This window comes from uncultured Sanguibacteroides sp. (genome assembly GCF_900543425.1).
Lineage (GTDB): Bacteria > Bacteroidota > Bacteroidia > Bacteroidales > Marinifilaceae > Gabonibacter.
The window spans coordinates 1-20,306 of record NZ_UQRQ01000025.1 but is presented as its reverse complement, the minus strand read 5'-3'; the positions used below and the strand labels follow the sequence as shown (position 1 = coordinate 20,306).

Below are 20,306 nucleotides of genomic sequence, written 5' to 3'. Positions count from 1 at the left end.
ATGATGAAGACAATAATACTGATAGCGGTTGCTTTGACGATGAGTTTAACATCGCAGGCACAACAGGAGAGAAAGCTCATTCGTGGTGGAAATACCTTGTTCCATAAGCAAGATTTTGAAAAAGCGGAAGTGGAGTATCGGAAGGCTTTGGATAAAGAAGTGGATTCTTATGAGGCGGCTTTTAACTTAGGTGATGCCATGTATAAACAGAAAAAATACGACGAGGCATTGCAACAATTTATGTCCTTGACCAAGGACGAGACGAATAAGGAGCGGTTGGGTGAGTTGTATCATAATATTGGTAATACTCTATTGTCTATGAATAAATTAGACGAGAGTATAGAGGCTTATAAGCAATCTTTACGGAATCGTCCGAACTCTCCCGAGACCAAGTATAATTTAGAGTTTGCCCGTAAACAAAAGCAAGATCAGCAAAACAAGGATGATCAGAACAAGGACCAAAACAAGGATCAACAGAATCAAGATCAAAACAAAGACCAGCAGAATCAAGACCAGCAAAACAAGGATCAAAATCAGCAAGATAAAGATCAACAGAACAAGGATCAGAATAAGGATCAACAGAATCAAGATCAAAACAAAGACCAGCAGAATAAGGACCAGCAAAACAAGGATCAAAATCAGCAAAATAAAGAGCAGCAGGGACAGGGAGCGAAGATTTCCAAGGAAGATGCCAAGCGTTTGTTAGATGCTTTGGAAGCTGACGAGAAGAAGACGCAGGAGAAGGTACAAAAAGAGAAAGTTCAGGCTCAGAAAGCGAAGAAGATGAAAATTGAAAAGAATTGGTAATTTTGTGTATTCTTAGAGGCTAACGGACACGTTTAAAAAAAGAACAATGAGGTCATTTATAATTGCAATTATCATATGTATTTTAGGGGGAGTAGAGGGATTTGCCCAGGATGTTAAACTGGAGGTCTCTGCCCCGAGTGTCGTGGGTGTAGGAGAACAGTTCAAATTGGTTTATACGCTGAGTAAAAAGGGTGAGAATATGAAATTACCCACCTTAAAAGGATTTGAATTGTTGATGGGACCTTCTGTAAGTGAAGCCCAGAACGTTACAATTATTAACGGTAAAGCGACAGTAGAGGCGTCGGTAACCTATTCTTATATATTAATTGCCGATGAAGAGGGTGAATATACTATCGATCCGGCCACGATCGTTGTGGATGGTAAAGAGATTAAGTCTAAATCATTGAAGATAAAGGTCGTGAAAGACGAGGGTACTTCTCGAGCAAATCGGGGCCAAGAGCAGGCCGACACGCGTGAGGTATCCGGGCGAATTACGGAGGATAATTTATTCTTGCGGCTGGAAGTTAACAGAAGCAGTCTATACGTGGGCGAGAGTTTAGTGGCTACATTGAAGGTATATTCGAGGGTGGATTTGAATGGTTTCGGACGTACGAAGTTTCCCGCTTTTGACGGATTTCTCGCTGAAAATGTAGATGTTCCTCGTGTCGAACTAAAGAGAGAAGAGTATAACGGGAAAATTTACGATGTCGGCGTGTTGAAGCAGGATGTTCTTTTCCCTCAGCATGCCGGTGTCCTGACGATAGAACCTTTCGAGTTGGATTGTAGGGTATTGCAGCGGGTAGGCGGTACGCCGGATTATTTTGATAGCTTTTTCGGAAATTCGCGTACGGTAACGGTATTACGACGTACGAAGCCGGTGAAAATAACCGTAAAGAATTTACCGGAAGCCGGGAAGCCTTTAGGGTTTAGCGGGATGGTCGGAACATTAAGTATGTCGACTTCCTTGTCTCCTGATACGTTAAAGGCGAATGATGCGTTGACTTATAAGGTGATATTCAAGGGAACGGGTAATTTGAAGTTGCTGGAAGCTCCGAGAATCTCCTTGCCTCCCGATTTTGATATATTCGATCCTAAGGTAACGAAAGATCTGCGGACTACGGTGAGCGGTTCCACGGGTACGGTTACCTATGAATACTTGATTATACCTCGTTTCGCGGGTGATTATACGATACCTTCCATTGAATATTCTTTCTTCGATCCTTTGGCAGCTAAATACAAAGTATTGAAAGGAAAGGAGTATAAGGTACATGTTTTAAAAGGAAATGATACGGGAGGGGGAATACCGGGGAATACCGTACAGTCCTTTAAAAAGGAAGATGTAAGGATGTTGGGGGAGGATATTCGCTATATTAAGACGGGAAATAGTGCTTTAAAAGCGAAAGGAGTTCAATATTTTGCTTCAACGGCCTATTGGCTGAGTTTCTTGATACCTTTTATCCTTTTTGTCATAGGAATGATATTGAATCGTCGTAGGATTAAGGCTAACGCGGATTTGGTAAGAGTGAAGAGTAAGGCTGCCAGCAAGATGGCGCAAAAGCGTCTGAAAGCTGCTGCCGTGGCAATGAAAAGTGGTAATTCCGAGTTATTTTATCAGGAAGTATTGAAAGCTTTATGGGGGTATGTCAGTTTCAAATTGAATATAGAAGTTTCGGAGTTGAACCGGGACAATATCAATGAACATCTTACGAAGCGGGGAGCTTCTGCCGAATTGATACAAAATTTTATAGATGTTTTGGACCATTGTGAATACGCTCGTTATGCTCCCGGAAGCAATCAGGGAGAGGAGATGGATAAGGTGTATAAAGATGGCTTGACTGTCATTACGAAATTGGATAAGGCTTTGTAAATTCGTAAATCTGAAATTATGAAAAAAATATATATCATATTGTGTTTGCTTTCATTGAATCTGAGTGTGTTTGCTGTTGATGTGAAGGCGTTGGAGGGTGAGGCAAACAAGATGTATCAGGACGGAGATTATCGGAAAGCAATAGAGTTATATAATCAGGTTTTAGATGCAGGGGTAGAGTCTTCCGCCGTTTATTATAATCTGGGTAATAGTTATTATAAGGCGGGAGAGATTTCCAAAGCGATTTTGAACTACGAGCGGGCTTTGGTTTTGAATCCGGGAGATAAGGATACGAAATATAATTTGACGCTGGCTCAGAAAGCGACGGTGGATAAAATTAAAGTTTTGCCGGAATTGTTTTTTGTTCGTTGGTATAACTCTTTTGTTTCCACTTTCTCGGCTGACCAATGGGCTTATTTTTCCGTGGCTTTGTTCATCGCCTTTTTGATAATGGCGGCTTTGTTTTTCCATTCCAATTCGATAGGTTTGAAAAAAACAGGTTTTACGGTGGGAATTGTTTTACTACTATTGACCGCGGTGACTATTTTCTTTGCCACGAAACAATATCATCGGGTGTCTGATCGGAATTACGGTATTGTAATGACTCCGAGTGTCGTTGTGCGGGGCGCTCCCGATAGTAGCGGAACGGAGTTATTTGTGGTGCATGAAGGATTAAAAGTTCAGATCGTAGAATCTTTAGGGGATTGGTATAATGTCCGGATGGCCGACGGAAATGAAGGGTGGATTATGAAATCGGATCTGGAAAAAATTTGATTATTTCGGATCGAGAAGGGAAATTTATTGTAGAGTTGGTTTTTACTTTGTAACTTTGTAGATAAATTATTCGGGTCGTTGAGGTGGTTGCATCTGTTTTAGCCGAAAAGATCTGAATGTTTGTTTCTTTTATGTCCTTCTTGATAATCATGTGGTTAGGTTATGGAAAATTATATTGTTTCAGCTCGAAAATATAGACCGGCAAGTTTTGATACGGTAATCGGACAACGTGCGATTACTTCTACGTTGAAAAATGCCATATTAAACAAACAATTGGCTCAGGCCTATTTATTTTGCGGACCCCGGGGTGTCGGAAAGACAACCTGTGCCCGTATTTTCGCTAAAACGATTAATTGCATGAATCTTCAACCGAACGGGGAACCATGTAACGAATGCGAGTCCTGTGTTGCGTTTAACAACTCCCGTTCTTTAAATATTCATGAATTGGATGCGGCTTCCAATAATAGTGTGGACGATATCCGCGGGTTGGTAGATCAGGTGCGTCTATTGCCTCAGGTCGGTAAATACAGTGTTTATATCATTGACGAGGTACATATGTTGAGTGCTTCTGCTTTCAACGCTTTTTTGAAAACCCTGGAAGAGCCGCCTGCCCATGCTATTTTTATTTTGGCTACGACGGAAAAACATAAGATATTACCGACCATCCTTTCTCGTTGTCAAATCTATGATTTTAACCGGATAAAGGTTTCGGATACCATAGAACATTTAAAGATGATAGCGGCCAAAGAGGGAGTGCGGGCCGAGGAGGAGGCTTTAAATATTATAGCCCAGAAAGCGGATGGAGCGATGCGGGATGCCCTTTCTATTTTCGATCAGGTGGTTAGCTTTTGCGGGAAAGAGCTGACTTACGCGAAGGTGATAGAGAATCTGAATGTATTAGACTACGAGTATTATTTTAAGTTGACGGATCTGTTTTATGCCGGTAAGGTGGCGGAGACCTTTCTTTTGTTTGATGAGATCATGACGAAGGGATTCGATGCGGGTAACTTGATTTCCGGTTTAGGAAAGCATTTCCGGGATTTGTTGGTAGCGAAAGAAGAGGTTACTTTATCTTTATTAGAAGTGAGTGCTTCCATTCGAGACCGTTATTTGCAACAGGCCAAAGAGGTGGATGTCGATTTTATCTTTAATGCCTTGAAGGTAATCGAACAATGTGAAATGCAATATAAAGTCCGGGTAGAAAAAAGGCTTTGCGTGGAGATTACCTTAATAAAGCTTTGTCAGATTAACGCATTAAAAAAAAAAGCCTTAGTATAGAGGAGTTTGCCGGTTTATTAAAGATTGACGGTTTTGTCGGCAAATTCAAGCAGGAGACCGATTCGGCCGTTTCCGCGAGTACGAATTCCCGACCGGAGGTGAAATCTGGCAAGACCCCTGCTATTCATTCCTTCAAGTTAAAGCAGGCTATGGCCGAGAGTAAGGATTATGTGGAGATTCGAAGTATACCGGAAGTCCAAAAGATTGAGAAAAAAGTAAAAGCCCAGGACCCCTTTGATGAAAAATCCGTTTCTTCGGTTTTAGGTACTTTTATTGACTCTTCTGTCGGCGAGGCCGTAAAAGTGGCTCTTACTTCACATCCTCCTAAAGTCAACGGATTTGTTGTTACTCTGGAGGTTGACAACGAGTTTTTGATGACCAAAATGAATGAGCTGCATCAACGAATCTTATCTTTTTTGATAGAACGTCTGAACAATGGTTATATCACGTTGAATATCGAGCTTTACAAGGAGATGAATGACGGGAAGGAAAAAAAGCGCTTATTCACGGCAAAGGATAAGTTTGAACATTTTGTGGGACTGAATCCGGCTGTCGGAGAGTTAAAGAATCTTTTCGGCTTGGAAATCGAGTAGTGTGCATGGATTAATTGATGGTTTTACCTTCGGCCAGACGCAGCAATTTCTGATGTTCTCCCACTATCCATACGATATCTCCTTCTTCAAATACAGTAGCGGGTGAGGGGTTCATGATAGAGGTAGAGCCTCTTTCTATGCCAATAACCAAACAGGCTTCTTTATCCCGGATTCCGGATTCCCGAATGGAACGTCCGATCAATGTCGCCCCTTTTTCGATGATGAATTGTTCCAGACTCACTTCTTCCGTGTTTTTTTCTTTGATCTCTTTTTCCCGTTGCTGGACTCTGTTTTCTACAAATTTGCGGAAAATTTCTATTTCGTTATCCGTGGCGGCCACGATAAGGTGATCAAACGGGTAAAGAATCTCCTCTCCGCCGGGTATGTTTATTCGTTCTTCTCCCCTGAGAATGGTTACGACACTAACCCCACAGGTTTGCCGGAAGTTTAATTCCTTGAGACTTTTTCCTACGCTCGGGGAGGTTTGTGCGACTTCGAATTCGGCTAAATGTAAATCTTTGGATAATAGGTGACGGACGAAGCGTTGTTTGATGGGCGATTTACGTTCTTCCTCTTGCTGACGTGCCGTGAAGTTTCGTAAGAAACGACGTTCCAGCAGAATCGAGTGTTTCTTCAGGCGCTTGGAGAAGATAAAAAGCAGGATGGTAACCGAGGCGATAGCGATAAGAAGTCCTGATGCCACGTTGATTAGTTTGGAAATCACAAACATAACGATCCAGATACATAGTGCTATCCGTAGGACAATCAAGGAAATCAGGGGACCCCGGTTGTACTTGTTATCGTTCCATAATTGCTGAAACTCCAGCGAATGATTTTTTTTCATCATAATGGCCCGTAAGAACGGGGAGATGACGAGAAGTATCAAAACGGCACTTATGATAGAGCCTTGAATTCCCGGAATTTTTTCCCGGATAAACGGAGTCACGTATTGTAAAAAAATAGCGATTAAGAAGATGGATAAGACCGTGTAAGTAATTACTATTCTGAACAGGGCTTTCAACAACTGTCTCCAGGTGTTCTTGTGGCGGATGGTGTTTGTTCCCGAGCTGTACCTTTCCAGAAGATGGATCCAGGATGCTGGCAGATGGGTGTTCAGAAAACGATAGGTCGGCTCGGCGATACGGATCATATAAGGGGTGAAGAATGTCGTAATGACGGAAACGGCAACGACAATCGGGTATAGAAAATGATCCGTCACCTTTAAGGAGATACCTAAGCTGGCTATAATAAAAGCAAATTCTCCGATCTGGGCCAGGGAAAATCCGGATTGTACGGCTACTTTCAGGGTTTGTCCCGAGAGTAAAACTCCCGATGTGGCACAGGCTATCTGTCCGATCATTACGGTTAAGGTAATGAGTAGGATGGGGAACCAGTATTCTAATAACATGGCCGGATCGATCATCATTCCCACGGAAACAAAGAAAATAGCTCCGAACAGGTCCTTTACCGGTTTGATGAGATGTTCGATATTTTCGGCTTCGATGGTTTCGGCCAAGATAGAACCCATGACAAAGGCTCCCAACGCGGAAGAGAATCCCGCTTGTACGGCTAACATAACCATCCCTAAGCATAAGCCCAGGGCCACGACTAACAAGGTTTCGCTATTTAGCCATTGCCTCACTTTTTTTAGCAAGGTCGGAATGAGAAAAATACCGGTTATAGACCAAAAAAGTAGAAATGCACTTAATTTTAGTATGCTGTCGATCATTTCCATTCCCTCGAAATGTTTGCTGACAGCGAGCGTGGATAGCAGAACCATCAATACGACCGCAAATAAATCTTCCACCACCAGTATCCCGAACACGACTCCCGCGAAACGTTGGTTACTTAATCCCATATCGTCAAAAGCTTTGAAAATAATAGTGGTTGAAGACATCGATAACATTCCTCCCAGAAAAAGACTATTCATGTGTCCCCAGCCTAAAAACATGCCGACGACATATCCTAATGTCATCATTCCTCCCACGACAGTAAGAGCTCCGATCATGGCTGTTCCTCCCACGTTCATCAATTTTTTGAAGCTGAAATCGAGGCCTAAGGCGAAAAGTAAAAAGATAACACCGATATCGGCCCATATCTGAATATCTTCCGTATCGGTTACCAGAGGTCCCCCGAAGGTATAAGGTCCGGCAATCAATCCGGCAACGATGTAGCCTAAGACGACAGGTTGTTTTAGCCATTTGAAAATAATGGTAATCAGTCCGGCCGAGAATAGTATAATTGCCAAATCCGATATTAAAACGGGTACGTGCGACATCTGAATCGTTTTAACGACGCTTCAAAGGTAATGAATTTTGCCCCGGATAATATTCCGTCGGGAAAAAAAGATGCTTCAGAATAGAAAATAAACCTGTTATTTAAGTTCAAAAAAAATATCTTTTCTTTTTTTTTAACATTATAGTCTGGACAAGGATATTACATTTGTCAAATTAATCTATGTGTGTTATGAAAATAGATCGTTTTTTACAAATTTTTGTTGTAAAGGAAAAGAAATTTTATCCTATGTATAAGGAACAGGCTTCTGTAATAGAGCAAGCTGCAAATCTTTTGTTAGAACTTTTGCAGGAACAGGATCCTGAAAAACAGAAGGTATTATATAAGGATATAAAAACTTTTGAGAATCAAGGGGACAGTATTACGGCAAAAATATACGAGGAACTGAATAAGACGTTCGTTACTCCTTTTGACCGGGAAGACGTGAATTCGTTAGGTTCCCGGATGGATACGTTTCTGGATTTCATTCATGATTCGGCAAAGCGGATTCTGATGTACCGGCCTAAAAGTGTAAATAAGACTTTGGTTGAGATCGGAAGGCATATTGCGGAGGATGCCGTTATTTTGAAATCGATCATGGAAAATCTGGAATACATCCAGAAAAAACCGCAGATGATTAGTGAGAAATGTTATCAGATCAAGGTAATCGAACACGAGGTGGACGATTTGTACGAACAGTTTATGAGCGATGTGTTTGCCAATGAAAAAGATGCGATCGAATTGGTTAAATTGAAGAACATCGGGCAAGCTTTGGAAGATGCCACAGACCGGGCAAAAGATATAGGGGATACTGTTCGGGGAATTATCATTAAATTTGCATAAGCCTATGTTGACCATTGTACTTATTGCGATTGTGGTTGCTTTATTATTCGATTTTTTGAATGGAATGAACGATGCGGCCAATTCGATAGCTACTATTGTGGCAACACGGGTATTTTCTCCCACTATGGCCGTATTATGGGCTGCCTTTTGGAATTTTTCTGCGATCTTTATTTTTGGAGTAAGTGTGGCTCACACGATGGGAGAGGGTATTGTCGAACCGACTAAGATCAATGAATTTTTGATTTTGGCTGCTCTGTTAGGATCGGTAGTTTGGGTTTGGTTATGTACTCGCTTCGGTATGCCTATTAGTGTTTCTCACGCCTTGATCGGAGGTTTGATCGGTCCGGTTTGGTTTACTTACGGGAGTTCTGCTTTGGTTTTTTCCGGAATTTTTAAGATAGCCATATTTATCGTACTTTCTCCGTTAATCGGTTTAATACTCGGTTTTATCATGATGTGTATTACATTGCGTATTTTCCATAAGCAGCATCCGGTAAAAGTGGAGGGACTTTTTAAAGCTTTCCAGCTTTTTTCTTCGGCGATTTTCAGCTTGGGACATGGAGCAAACGATGCGCAGAAAACGATGGGAATTATAGCTATTCTTCTTTTCAGCGTGGCGGGAAGTAATGAGTTTGTCAGTGAATACCTTTATAATAATACCGGACAGTTCCATGTTCCGTTATGGTTGATCTTTACCTGTTATTCGGTCATTGCATTAGGTACTATTATCGGAGGGAAAAAGGTTATAAAGACATTGGGGGACGGATTGGCTAAATTAAAGCCTGTGCAAGGTTTTTGTGCAGAAACTGCAGGAGCTTTGACATTAATCGGGACAGCGGTATTGGGAATACCAGTTAGTACTACTCATACGATTACCGGTTCTATCATAGGGGTCGGTATCACGAAAGGAGTTGCTTCTGTCCGTTGGGCTACGGCCTCCAATATTGTTGTCGCCTGGATATTAACGATTCCTGCCACTATCGTCATGTCCGGTTTGGTTTATTGGATAATGGGTTTATTTTTGCCGATACCCGAATGACGTAGTGTAGAAATAAGATGTTTCAATGTTAGTGAATACCTGAATAAAGTCTTTTCAAAGATTTTATTCAGGATTTTTTATGAATTTGGAAAAGGTAAAATCCGTTATTATCGATTTTTTGAAGGAGGAAGAGGGAGTTGCTTATGTACTCGATATGGAAAAAGCGGTTACGGCTCCGATTCTGGCTTTGATCCGGGAAAGGGTTATTAACGGGTATAATCGGGAGAGAAGCGGAATCATCCAAATTATTGTAAAGCCGGGGTGGTATGGTGTTTACGCGGAAGGTAGGCCTCAGGGAACTACCCATGGAACCTGGCATCCCTATGATGCTCATATCCCTTTGATCTTTATGGGATGGGGTGTTCGGCCCGGCGTCACTCACCGGTCGGTGAACATGACGGATATCGCACCTACCGTTGCCGCTTTGTTACGTATTCAAATGCCTAACGGTTGTATTGGGACGGCAATAGAGGAAATAGTCCGTTGACGGTTGTGATTGTAAATTGATTTATGATTTACCCGATCACAGAATCTCTAAATTCCCGATCGTAAAATCCCTTGTTTCTTTCAATCGTCAATCTAAAATCCGAAATCATAAATCTCCTGATCCCTTAATCACAGAATCTCTTAATCTATTATCGTTACTCCCGTCGGGCAATGATCCGAATGGTTGGCATTGGGAAGAATATAGGCGTCTTTTAGTTGTGCTTTCAGGTTTTGGGTTGCCATGCAATAATCGATGCGCCATCCTTTATTGTTTGCTCTGGCATTGAAACGATAGCTCCACCAGGTGTAACAGTTGGGTTCTTCCGGGTGGAAGAGGCGGAAAGTATCGATAAATCCGGAATCGATAAATTGACCGATCCATTCCCGTTCTTCAGGAAGAAAACCGCTATTCGTCGCATTCCGTACGGGATCGTGAATGTCTATCGGGCGATGGCATATATTGTAATCTCCGCATAGGATTAATTTCCCGCGTGTTTTCTCCAGCTCCATAACATAGTTCTGAAAATCAGTAAGCCATTTCATTTTGAAAGCTTGCCGTTCATCCCCGGTAGTCCCGGAAGGATGGTATACACTCACGATGGAAAGATCTCCGTAATCGGCCCGGATAAATCGTCCTTCATTGTCGTATTCGGGTATGTTCATTCCGTATATCACCCGATCCGGTTTCTGTTTTGTCAGGATGGCAACACCACTATATCCCTTTTTTTGGGCCGAGAAAAAATAGGTATGGTATCCTAATGCTTCAAACTCCAAAAGTGGGATTTGATCCGGTTGAGCCTTGGTTTCCTGGATGCATAAAACATCCGGTTGTTCTTGTGCCATCCATTCCGTCAAGCCTTTAGAAAGAGCGGCCCGGAGGCCGTTCACGTTGTAGGTAATAATTTTCATCTTTATTCCGTTAAATACAGACAAATCTACACTTTTTTAATGAAGTAGAAAAACGGAATTGGGATACTTTATTTTAAATAATCATGACGAACAGGGATAAGCTGGTCGTCTAATTCATATAGTTGAGGGATACCTGTCGGTATTTCTAATTTAACGATGTCTTCATCACTGATGTTATTTAAATATTTTACGAGAGCTCTCAAGCTGTTCCCGTGTGCGGTTATTAAAACTGTTTTATCACTTAATAAAGCCGGGGCAATATAGTCTTGCCAAAAGGGTAGGACTCGATTGATCGTCAAGGATAGAGATTCACCGAGGGGTAGAGCTGCTGGGTCTATATCTTTGTATTTTGCTTCGAATACGGCATTGCGGGGATCGTCAGGTTCTAACAAAGGAGGTGTTACATCGAAGCTTCTTCTCCAAATATGAACTTGTTCTGCCCCGTATTTTTTGGCTGTTTCTGCTTTATTCAATCCTTGTAGTGCTCCGTAATGTCTTTCGTTTAGTCGCCAATGGTGGATTTCCGGAACCCAGACCAGATCGGCCGTTTCGGCCAGCAAATGTTGTGTACGGATAGCTCGCTTTAAAACAGAGGAGTAGGCTATATCAAAAGTCAGATTATTTTTTTTAATTAATTCTCCTGCTTTTCGGGCTTCTTCTTCTCCTTTTTCACTGAGATCTACATCGATCCATCCCGTGAATTTGTTTTCTTTATTCCAGACACTTTCTCCGTGTCTGACTAATATTAATTTTTTCATGTTCTTTCTTGTTTGTGTTTATTGTATTACGTGTTTGTGATATGAAATGTTTTGGAGATAAAAGTGTTGTAATGCGGATGATATGTTTTTCTGGTTTACGAATAAATCAGCGATTTATTAAAAAAACAAGTCCGGGATGAAACAATTTCGGCAGAAAGAAAGTTTAACAAGAAAATAAAAATATAAAGTTATGATATTTATTTTGTACATAATTATCGGTATATTAGCTGGGTATTTTGCAGGTAAGATCGTTCGAGGCGGGGGTTTGGGTTTAATCGTGAATTTAATTGTCGGCATTATTGGAGGAGTGTTGGGCGGATGGTTGTTCGGGTTGATGGGAATTGCTTTGGGGGGAATTATCGGGAGTTTGATTTCTGCAACAGTCGGGGCTATCGTATTACTGGCAATCGTGTCGTTATTTAGCGGCAAATAATCGGATAAAGGTTTATTTGTAATGTAACTGATAATGGAAAACGGACGAAGAGGAATTTGTCTATTCGTATTTGTATTGTTGCTGAATTTGTCTGTCGTAGGGCAAATTCAGGGAGTAAAGGAAGATAGTTTACTGCGCCAACGGGAACAATTGATTCGGGAAAAAGTTCGTCTCGACACGATTTTGCCTAATGAAGAGGACGCTTTGGCTATTTTTGATAATACCCCGAGTTTTGGAATATACAGAGATAATTATTTTGTGACCGGAGTCCCGACAAATCGTCGCATAGATAAAAATAGTGCGGATGCGAAATTTCAGATCAGTATCCGGCAAAGATTGACTAAAAGTATTTTGCCTTTTAAAACTTTTCTCTATTTGACCTATACTCAAAAATCTTTTTGGGATATATACCGGAAATCGAGTCCGTTTTTAGATAATAATTTTAATCCTGGGCTCAGCTTAAGTAAGGCCATCATCTATAAAAATAAAGTACGGGGAGTTGCGGTTTTTTCTTTTGAGCACGAATCGAACGGAAGGGATTCTCTGGAGTCCAGGAGTTGGAATTATTTTTCATTATCCGGTTCTTATTTTTTGGATTTGCGTTTTTCGCTTCAAGTTAAGTTATGGGCCGGATGGGTCGATAAAGACGGGAATCCTGATTTGTTAAAATATAAGGGTTACGGATTGATGGCTTTTAATTACCAGAGTGCGAATGAACGTTTATGGTGTTCTGTTGTCATCAATCCCCGTCGACAATTTATTGATATGAATACCGTACTGGAAATAAATTATAAGCCGTCTCCCAAGGCCAATGAATATCTTTTTGTTCAATATTATAATGGCTATGCGGAGAATATGTTGGAGTATAACCGTTATGTTTCGATGGTGCGCGTGGGGATTTGTATAAAACCTTTTTTAAGGAACTATTATTAGCGGATAAAAAATAATACTTGATTATTGAACGATTTGAATGAATATATTTGGGTAAATATGGGAAAATATGGGGTTTAATTCGTAATTTTGTTAGCTCCTTTTGTCGTATTTGAAGCGTTTTTCAATATGTGTGTTGGACATCACAAAATTAAAAGTTAAATAAATCTCGGTTAAAATGGACTATAAAACGTGTTTGTTAAGTCTGATTTTATTATTTGGGGGAATACATGAATTAAAAGCCAAAGAGGTATCAGCAGAAGATAGGAAATTATTGGTTATCAGTTCTTATTCTCCTTTAAAAGAGAGAGGAAGTCGTATTATCTCGGCTTTTATGGATGAGTTGGGTCAGAGTACGAATACGAAGGTGAATATAGAATATTTAGATTGTGAAGCTAATCCGGATTTTGAGGCTTGGGGCAGTTGGATGAATTCTTTATTCCATGCTTATAATGCGTTGCCGGAGGCTGTTATTCTTATCGGGAGTGAAGCTTGGATGGCCTATCGGCATAGTTGTGTCAAAAAGTGGAGAGATATTCCCGTTATATTGGGAGGTGTAAAGAAGGGTATAATTGACTATGCAGGGGCTAAGACAAAAGATATACATGATATTTTATCCACGAAAACGACTTTTGACGGATATAAGGTAACAGGTTATTATATCGTAGATTATTTTGAAGAGAATTTGCGGTTAATAAAGCAATTGCAACCGGAGGTTAAACACATCATATTTTATTACGACGATCGTTACCATCAGATTTTTTTCGAACCCTATTTGAAATCGATGATTGAAAAAATAGGTGATTTAAAATTACATTACCTCCCCGGAAGTCGATTGAGTACGACAGCGTTATTAGACTCTATTGCTTTGACTGATAATCATTATGCTTTGATTTCTGCCGGATGGTATACCGATGTGAATGAGTCTTTACATGCGAGTACCATGTTGAGTAACGAGTTGCCCTATCATACGGATAAGTTCGTTTATGGAATATTGGATCTGGATTTTGGAGATTCTCATAATTTCGGGGGGTATTTCGTAACCGGAGAAGAGATGGGAAAAGATTTGGCCCGTTTGACTTATGCGGTACTGAAAAACGGAATCGAGAAAGCTCCGGCTTTCACGATAACGCCCACGCGGCCTCGTTATCATTTGAATTATACTACTTTTTCGCAATCCGGGATCAGCAAGTCTCGTTTGCCGGGGAACGTGGTATGGCATAATATGCTCCCGTCTTTTTGGGAAGAGTATCCGGAGGAGGTGATTACATTCTTTTTTCTGCTTGTTTGTTTGGTGATTGTTATTTTGTTTATTGTCTATAATCGAAAACGGAAAGAGAAAGAATACGTACGATTGGTTTCAAAAATGACACATTTGTTGGAGAATATGCCGGATATGGTAGTCATTTACGATAGTTTTCTGAATGTAGTAGATATTGTCAATCCTCAACAGAATGTATTATTGGTATTGACGAAGGAGGAGGTGTTGGGGAAAAATATTCGGGAAATTGGAAAAATGGCACCCGAATTTGAAAAGGCTTTTGAGATTATTGAACAAAATGTCAGGCGTACGATAAAAGACAAGAAGCAATATTCTTTTAATTACAAGGTGAAATTAGATGACAAAGAGTCGTTTGCCGAGGCAAGAACGGCCCTTTTCGAGGGAGATAATGTCATCTGTTTTGTACGTGATATAACACCTCGCGTAGCGGCGCAAAAAGAGGTGTTGAAATTAAAAACTTTTTTACAATCGATTATCGATAATCTGCCTGTAGGGTTGTTTGTAAAAGATGTCTCGGATGATTTTCGGTATATTTTTTATAATCAGAAAACAATAGAATTTTACCAGAATAAGTCCGGTATTTTTTTAGGAAAGAATGATTTTGAGTTGAACGACCCTAAGGCCGCTATCTATAGAGAAGAGGATATGATGGTGTTGAACAGTGATACGCCGTTAACTTACGAGAGAAGCATATATGACAAAGAGGGGGGACTTTTGCATTGGGGTGTATTGACGAAAACGAAACTATTAAATAACGATGATTCCTGTTACCTCGTCGGTATTGTCGTTGACATTACGGATATCAGAAAGAATGAAATCGAATTAGGAAATGTTAAGAATGAACTCTCGTTGGCTTTGGATGCCGGTTCTTTATCGGTTTGGACTTACGATGTGCCCCAAAAGGAGTTTGTCTCTTTTTATCATGATACGGTAGCACAGAATGGCTTGAGTTTTGAGGAGGCATATTCTATTTTGCATCCGGATGATCGGGAAAAATACAAGCGTTTTATGGAGATGTTGATTTCCGGGGAAAAAGAGAAAGATTCGGTTCGATTGCGTTTCAAACGGGGAGAAAATTACAGATGGTATGAGACACATGCTATCGGTATTCGTTCTGTCAACAACGGTTTGATTAGTCAGATCGTTGGTACGGAGAGGGATATTACGGATGAGATCGGTAAGCAGCAGGAGTTGGTGGAGAGTAAGTTTAAGTTGGAATTATCATTTGAAGCGGCGGATATAGTGCCTTGGGATTATAATGTTGAAGAGGGGTTATTTTATTCCGGTAGTGAAAAATCAGTTTTTTTTGGGAAGAAATTCAGTCTAAGTGATTACCTGGTACTCGTGCATCCGGATTATCGTGATAAATTCAACCGGGAATTGTATCGAGTAATTTACCGGGAGATTGATGTGATGGATTTGGTGATCTATACGACAGCATTGAGTGGTAATTATGAATGGACTCAATTGACAGCAAAAGCCATGGGAGTTGATAAAGAGGGGAATGCACTAAAAATCATGGGAACCCGAAAATATATCACGGAAGCAGTAGAGGCAGAACGGAGGTTGAAAGATTATATTTTTAAATCTGATTTGGTAATAAAATCCGGAGGAATTGTCCAATGGGATTATGATACTACTACTGGGATATTTTCTTCGCCGAATCCGGAGTCTTTCATGTATCATGGGATTACGTTAGAAAAGTATTATTCCTATATGTATGAGGAAGATATTGATATAGTGGAAGAGGCTTTTCGAAAATTAATGCAGGGAGAGGTTGAAGCGGTAACCATACAGATTAGGGTGAAATTGCAGAATAAGGATTATCGTTGGGTAGAGGTGCACGGGGTCGCCTATGAACGGGATGAAAAGGGAAAATTAATGAAGATCACGGGATTGAGGAGGGATATAACCGATTGGAAAAATGTAACGAATGAGTTGATTTTATTGAGAGACAAGGCTGAAGAATCCAATCGGTTGAAGACGGCCTTTTTGGCCAATATGAGTCATGAGATTCGCACCCCGTTGAACGCGATTGTCGGTTTTTCCGATCTGATTGCCCAAACAACCGATTCGGGGGAAATTCAGGATTATTGCCGGATTATTGAGACCAATAATGAGTTATTATTGCAATTGATCAATGATATTCTGGATTTGTCGAAAATAGAGGCAGGACAACTTGAATTTGTCTATTCTGATATAAACGTATCTGCTATATTCCGGGATCTGGAACAGATATACCTTTATCGGATAAAGCCGGAAGTACAATTGATTAGTGAATTACCTGACGAGACTTATATTATTCATTCGGAGAAAAATCGCTTGACACAGGTAATATCTAATTTCTTAAGTAATGCCAGTAAGTTTACATCATCGGGAAGTATCCGTATGGGGTATGAAAGGGTAGAAAAAGGATTACGTTTTTATGTTACCGATACGGGTAAAGGGATTGCATCGGAAAATCTGAAAAACGTATTTGAACGTTTTACTAAATTCGATAGCTTCGTGCAAGGAACCGGATTGGGGTTATCTATCTGTGAAATGATCGTGAATCGATTGGGGGGAAAGATAGGGGTTGATTCCGAATTAGGTAAAGGAAGCACATTCTGGTTTTTTATACCTTGTGAGGTTTATTCGGTTGAGAAAGAGGAGAGACCGGATCTTTTGCTGCAAAAAACCGGAGTGTCGGTTAAGATGGAAAATAGTGACAAAAAAACAATTTTAATTGCCGAAGATAACGATAGTAATTTTTTGTTTCTATCTACTGTTTTGAAGAAAGAATATGAATTGGTATGGGCTAAGAATGGAAAAGAAGCAATCGCTTTGTATGAAGAAAAAGCTCCTCAAGTGATCCTTATGGATATAAAGATGCCCGAGATGGATGGATTGGAAGCGACATGGGAAATTCGGAAAATAGATAAAAGAATTCCGATTATTGCTTTGACTGCGTATGCGTTTGATGAGGATCGAATTCGGGCAGCTGAGGCCGGTTGCGATGAATTTCTGACAAAACCTGTTAACGTGAAGATGTTGAAAGATTTATTGGTTCGGTTATTTGAAGCTTAAGGATTTGTAATATTCCATTTTGTTATGTAAATGGAAAGATATGTTTTAGAGTAGATTGAAGGTTATCTTAGCAATGATGCTTGACACCTGAAATAAAAAAAGCTACCTTTCGGGGTAGCTTTTTTATTTTGATTAGCGGAGATCATTGACATCTACATCCGGGTGAGCTTCTGTGTCGAAGCGGAAAAAATGAATATCCAGTTCTTGATCCGGTTTCTTTATGCTTTTAATGGTAATGATGATATCATTGCCGTCCTTTCCGTAAGAAATAACTTTCTGTACCGTATTTTTTGTCGTGTCTATCCATACTCCTATCTTCTTGATTTGTTTATGGGAAGTCTTAGGTGTTAATTCGATATAGGCAATCCCATCTTTATTTTCGATTAATTTTTGATTGAATTTTTGATTATGAATATCGAAAAGGATAGTCGGGTTTAAAAAGGACTCCTGATCTTCGTCGGGTAGTTTGATTGTTACTTCTTCTGCATCAGGAATATATGTGTAGATTATTTCTCCGTCAAAGTAATTTATTTGATCCATAATTTCAATCTTATACATTTTCTCCTTCATATAGGCTTTCCCCTCGTAAGACTCATGGATATTTTCGGCCTTATTTTCCATCGCCATGTCGAATATAATCTCTACAGCAGGATATGATTTTATTTTTTCAACTGTTTTATCCAGAATATTCTTGGCTTGAATATCTGCTTGAGAATAAGAGAGCATGCTGCTCATGGCAATTACGATAAGGGTTAACATGTATTTCATAATAACTTGTTTTATATTTTAATGCAGGCAAAGATAAGGAATATCGGATAGATGTAAAAATCTGGACGTAATTGTTTCTAAAATTAGTATTGATATTTTCAGGAATCGATACGTTGAGTTTGTCTATGTATCCGGGTGGGATGGTGGGGATATATTTGAAATAAGTTGTTCCGTTTTTTAATTGTTTATTACCTTTGCGGCATTTTGAAGGAGACGATATGAAGAAGGTAAAGGGAATATTGTTTGCCGCCTTGTCGGCAGCTACTTTCGGGTTAATCCCGTTGTATGCAAATCAGGCTATTATAGATGGAGTGAATAACGAAACGATATTGGTTTATCGGTATGGGATTGCCGGTATCGTGTATGTTGTTTATTTGTGGATAAAAAAGGTAAATATGCATCTTTCCCGGGCGGAATTGAGAGAAGTTTTGATTGCCGGGGTCGGTGGATATGGGATTACTGCTTTTTTTCTTTTCCTTTCTTATCATTATATGCCGACAGGAGCGGCTACGGCAATTCATTTCTTTTATCCTGTCGTGGTGGCTGTATTGATGGCTGTTTTTTACCGGGAAAGATTATCTGTGGTTGTGAAAGTCGGTATTTTACTGGCTATCGTGGGTGTTTATTTTTTGTCTTGGTCGCCGGGAGAGATTAAATGGTATGGGTTATTTTTTGTACTGATGTCGACCTTGACTTATGGTTCTTATATTGTTGCCTTGAACCGGACGGTACTGAAACGAATAAATCCCGATGTCCTTACCTGTTATGTGATGCTGTTCTCTGCTGCATTTTATTTTCTGATGGCAATCGTACAGGGAAAACTGGAAATGGTGACTCGCCCGGCCTTTGTGGTGGATATGTTTTTGTTGGCTTTATTAAGTACTATTTTGTCCGCTCGTCTTTTGGTGGCAGCCGTACAATTAATAGGTCCCGTACCAAGTTCTGTGTTGGGAACCCTGGAGCCTTTAACGGCGATTACCGTCGGAGTTTTTTATTTTCACGAGCAATTGACATTCCTAAATTATATCGGATTGATCGTTGTTATCGTAGCTGTAACGATCGTCATCTGTAAAATGAAAAAGTAACCTGTTTTTCTGTTTGAAGTTTATTCGGATGTTTGCAGGTTTGTATTGTATTTTCTTTAAATTTGCGAAAGATTTTAGATATTGATCCTATATGTTATTGTTTATAAAGCTCGGCTTTTTTGATATTATAGATATCTTATTGGTAGCATTTATTTTTTATCAGGTGTATAAACTGGTAAAGGGAACGGTCGCTATCAATATTTTTGCCGGGATTTTTACATTCTACGTGGCCTGGCTATTGGTACGGGCCTTTAATATGGAATTAATCTCTTCTATTCTGGGACAGTTTATCGGAATGGGAGTAATCGCTTTATTGATCGTTTTCCAGCAAGAGGTAAGACGTTTTTTATTGTTGATCGGTAGCAAATATAATTTGCAAAATATATTTAACTTGGAAAGATTATTTTCAAAACCTTCCATGAAGGACGAAGTGATAGATGCTATCGTGCGTGCATGCGACTATTTTTCCAAGACGAAGACGGGAGCTTTGATTGTATTATCTCAAAATTCGGAATTGTTTAATTACGCTCAAACCGGGGTTTTACTTCGATCAAATGTTTCGGAAGAGCTATTGGAAAACATATTTTATAAGAATACGCCTCTTCATGATGGGGCCGTGATTATTACCGATAATAAAATTTTGGCGGCACGTTGTATCTTACCGGTTTCGGATAATAATAACATCCCCGGAAGTCTGGGGTTACGCCATCGGGCGGCAATCGGTATGAGTACTGCAACGGATGCCCATATCGTGGTCGTTAGTGAAGAGACCGGAAATATCTCTTTTGTTAAAGACGGCCACTTTAAAGTACGCATCACTCCTCAAGAATTAAGTAAATTCCTGCACAATGATTTTACCGGTTTTGTTGTAAACAAGTGAGAAACTAACGATATTAATGTGATTAAGTGATTGGATGATTTCTGCCTTGCTATGCCCCTGTTGGCGTGTTATTAATTGTAAATTGTAGATTAGTTTCGCGAGATTTTTTTTGATCTACCATCGTCAATTCGCGGCCGGCGATTTGCAACAAAGTGGGTTTCTCGATGTTTTTTCCTGGACCCGGGGTCATCGTGTCACGAGCCCGCTCCCACGCAAGTTACTGAGGCGCACGCT

The 20,306-nt window shown here is 40.2% G+C and carries 16 protein-coding genes and 1 pseudogene; 13 read left to right on the top strand and 4 right to left on the bottom strand.

Translation table 11 applies throughout. From position 1 onward, the window contains the following. The 5 genes and pseudogenes from QZR76_RS11910 to QZR76_RS11890 all read left to right on the top strand — a co-directional run bounded on the left by QZR76_RS11910 (position 1) and on the right by QZR76_RS11890 (position 5,319). The gene (locus QZR76_RS11910) at positions 1-807 is read left to right on the top strand and encodes a tetratricopeptide repeat protein (protein ID WP_294143045.1); all 807 of its coding nucleotides are present in this window, start codon (positions 1-3) and stop codon (positions 805-807) included. Between the two features lie 46 nt (positions 808-853). Next, positions 854-2,674, top strand: a complete 1,821-nt coding sequence (locus QZR76_RS11905) for a BatD family protein (RefSeq protein WP_294143044.1) — start codon at positions 854-856, stop codon at positions 2,672-2,674. A gap of 18 nt (positions 2,675-2,692) precedes the next feature. Further along, positions 2,693-3,448 carry a tetratricopeptide repeat protein gene (locus QZR76_RS11900; protein ID WP_294143043.1) on the top strand — a complete coding sequence of 252 codons (756 nt, stop codon included), beginning with the start codon at positions 2,693-2,695 and terminating at the stop codon, positions 3,446-3,448. Between the two features lie 162 nt (positions 3,449-3,610). Further along, positions 3,611-4,696: pseudogene (locus tag QZR76_RS11895) on the top strand (DNA polymerase III subunit gamma/tau); the annotation flags it as partial. 128 nt (positions 4,697-4,824) lie between these two features. After that, positions 4,825-5,319, top strand: coding sequence for a hypothetical protein (locus QZR76_RS11890; RefSeq protein WP_294143042.1), 495 nt, complete (start codon positions 4,825-4,827; stop codon positions 5,317-5,319). A gap of 10 nt (positions 5,320-5,329) precedes the next feature. On the opposite strand, the gene QZR76_RS11885 is transcribed toward QZR76_RS11890, so the two are convergent. Then, positions 5,330-7,597: a cation:proton antiporter gene (locus QZR76_RS11885; RefSeq protein WP_294143041.1), complete on the bottom strand. Its 2,268-nt coding sequence runs from the start codon at positions 7,595-7,597 to the stop codon at positions 5,330-5,332. Between the two features lie 188 nt (positions 7,598-7,785). Here QZR76_RS11885 and QZR76_RS11880 point away from each other — a divergent pair, with 188 nt between their 5' ends. The 3 genes from QZR76_RS11880 (at position 7,786) to QZR76_RS11870 (ending at position 9,962) form a co-directional block, all read left to right on the top strand. Beyond that, on the top strand, positions 7,786-8,436 hold the full coding sequence (locus QZR76_RS11880; RefSeq protein WP_294143040.1) for a DUF47 family protein: 651 nt from the start codon (positions 7,786-7,788) through the stop codon (positions 8,434-8,436). 4 nt (positions 8,437-8,440) lie between these two features. Next, entirely contained in the window at positions 8,441-9,475 is a 1,035-nt protein-coding gene (locus QZR76_RS11875; protein ID WP_294143039.1) for an inorganic phosphate transporter, read from the top strand. Between the two features lie 79 nt (positions 9,476-9,554). Continuing rightward, complete coding sequence (locus QZR76_RS11870) at positions 9,555-9,962, top strand: hypothetical protein (protein WP_294143038.1); 408 nt, start codon at positions 9,555-9,557, stop codon at positions 9,960-9,962. 140 nt (positions 9,963-10,102) lie between these two features. On the opposite strand, the gene QZR76_RS11865 is transcribed toward QZR76_RS11870, so the two are convergent. Together QZR76_RS11865 and gpmA are read right to left on the bottom strand one after the other, a co-directional pair. Continuing rightward, entirely contained in the window at positions 10,103-10,870 is a 768-nt protein-coding gene (locus QZR76_RS11865) for an exodeoxyribonuclease III (RefSeq protein WP_294143037.1), read from the bottom strand. A gap of 68 nt (positions 10,871-10,938) precedes the next feature. Then, positions 10,939-11,628 carry a 2,3-diphosphoglycerate-dependent phosphoglycerate mutase gene (gpmA, locus tag QZR76_RS11860; protein ID WP_294143036.1) on the bottom strand — a complete coding sequence of 230 codons (690 nt, stop codon included), beginning with the start codon at positions 11,626-11,628 and terminating at the stop codon, positions 10,939-10,941. A gap of 190 nt (positions 11,629-11,818) precedes the next feature. Here gpmA and QZR76_RS11855 point away from each other — a divergent pair, with 190 nt between their 5' ends. The 3 genes from QZR76_RS11855 (at position 11,819) to QZR76_RS11845 (ending at position 17,339) form a co-directional block, all read left to right on the top strand. After that, positions 11,819-12,061 carry a GlsB/YeaQ/YmgE family stress response membrane protein gene (locus tag QZR76_RS11855; RefSeq protein ID WP_294143035.1) on the top strand — a complete coding sequence of 81 codons (243 nt, stop codon included), beginning with the start codon at positions 11,819-11,821 and terminating at the stop codon, positions 12,059-12,061. Between the two features lie 33 nt (positions 12,062-12,094). Further along, on the top strand, positions 12,095-12,994 hold the full coding sequence (locus tag QZR76_RS11850) for a phospholipase A (protein ID WP_294143034.1): 900 nt from the start codon (positions 12,095-12,097) through the stop codon (positions 12,992-12,994). Between the two features lie 175 nt (positions 12,995-13,169). Then, positions 13,170-17,339 carry a response regulator gene (locus QZR76_RS11845; RefSeq protein ID WP_294143033.1) on the top strand — a complete coding sequence of 1,390 codons (4,170 nt, stop codon included), beginning with the start codon at positions 13,170-13,172 and terminating at the stop codon, positions 17,337-17,339. Between the two features lie 132 nt (positions 17,340-17,471). On the opposite strand, the gene QZR76_RS11840 is transcribed toward QZR76_RS11845, so the two are convergent. Further along, complete coding sequence (locus tag QZR76_RS11840; RefSeq protein WP_294143032.1) at positions 17,472-18,107, bottom strand: outer membrane lipoprotein carrier protein LolA; 636 nt, start codon at positions 18,105-18,107, stop codon at positions 17,472-17,474. A gap of 218 nt (positions 18,108-18,325) precedes the next feature. On the opposite strand from QZR76_RS11840, the gene QZR76_RS11835 reads away from it, so the two are divergent. Both QZR76_RS11835 and cdaA read left to right on the top strand, forming a co-directional pair. Then, the gene (locus QZR76_RS11835; RefSeq protein ID WP_294143031.1) at positions 18,326-19,192 is read left to right on the top strand and encodes a DMT family transporter; all 867 of its coding nucleotides are present in this window, start codon (positions 18,326-18,328) and stop codon (positions 19,190-19,192) included. A 91-nt stretch (positions 19,193-19,283) separates the two neighbouring features. Next, the gene (gene cdaA / locus QZR76_RS11830) at positions 19,284-20,072 is read left to right on the top strand and encodes a diadenylate cyclase CdaA (RefSeq protein WP_294143030.1); all 789 of its coding nucleotides are present in this window, start codon (positions 19,284-19,286) and stop codon (positions 20,070-20,072) included. The last annotated feature ends 234 nt before the right edge of the window (positions 20,073-20,306 follow it).

Bases quoted from the DNA above. Each gene is read 5' to 3' on its own strand.
- QZR76_RS11845 (WP_294143033.1), top strand. From the start codon at position 13,170: ATGGACTATAAAACGTGTTTGTTAAGTCTGATTTTATTATTTGGGGGA.
- QZR76_RS11855 (WP_294143035.1), top strand. From the start codon at position 11,819: ATGATATTTATTTTGTACATAATTATCGGTATATTAGCTGGGTATTTT.
- QZR76_RS11905 (WP_294143044.1), top strand. From the start codon at position 854: ATGAGGTCATTTATAATTGCAATTATCATATGTATTTTAGGGGGAGTA.
- gpmA (WP_294143036.1), bottom strand. From the start codon at position 11,628: ATGAAAAAATTAATATTAGTCAGACACGGAGAAAGTGTCTGGAATAAA.
- QZR76_RS11900 (WP_294143043.1), top strand. From the start codon at position 2,693: ATGAAAAAAATATATATCATATTGTGTTTGCTTTCATTGAATCTGAGT.
- QZR76_RS11850 (WP_294143034.1), top strand. From the start codon at position 12,095: ATGGAAAACGGACGAAGAGGAATTTGTCTATTCGTATTTGTATTGTTG.
- QZR76_RS11880 (WP_294143040.1), top strand. From the start codon at position 7,786: ATGAAAATAGATCGTTTTTTACAAATTTTTGTTGTAAAGGAAAAGAAA.
- QZR76_RS11840 (WP_294143032.1), bottom strand. From the start codon at position 18,107: ATGAAATACATGTTAACCCTTATCGTAATTGCCATGAGCAGCATGCTC.
- QZR76_RS11910 (WP_294143045.1), top strand. From the start codon at position 1: ATGATGAAGACAATAATACTGATAGCGGTTGCTTTGACGATGAGTTTA.
- QZR76_RS11870 (WP_294143038.1), top strand. From the start codon at position 9,555: ATGAATTTGGAAAAGGTAAAATCCGTTATTATCGATTTTTTGAAGGAG.
- QZR76_RS11865 (WP_294143037.1), bottom strand. From the start codon at position 10,870: ATGAAAATTATTACCTACAACGTGAACGGCCTCCGGGCCGCTCTTTCT.
- QZR76_RS11835 (WP_294143031.1), top strand. From the start codon at position 18,326: ATGAAGAAGGTAAAGGGAATATTGTTTGCCGCCTTGTCGGCAGCTACT.
- QZR76_RS11875 (WP_294143039.1), top strand. From the start codon at position 8,441: ATGTTGACCATTGTACTTATTGCGATTGTGGTTGCTTTATTATTCGAT.
- QZR76_RS11885 (WP_294143041.1), bottom strand. From the start codon at position 7,597: ATGTCGCACGTACCCGTTTTAATATCGGATTTGGCAATTATACTATTC.
- cdaA (WP_294143030.1), top strand. From the start codon at position 19,284: ATGTTATTGTTTATAAAGCTCGGCTTTTTTGATATTATAGATATCTTA.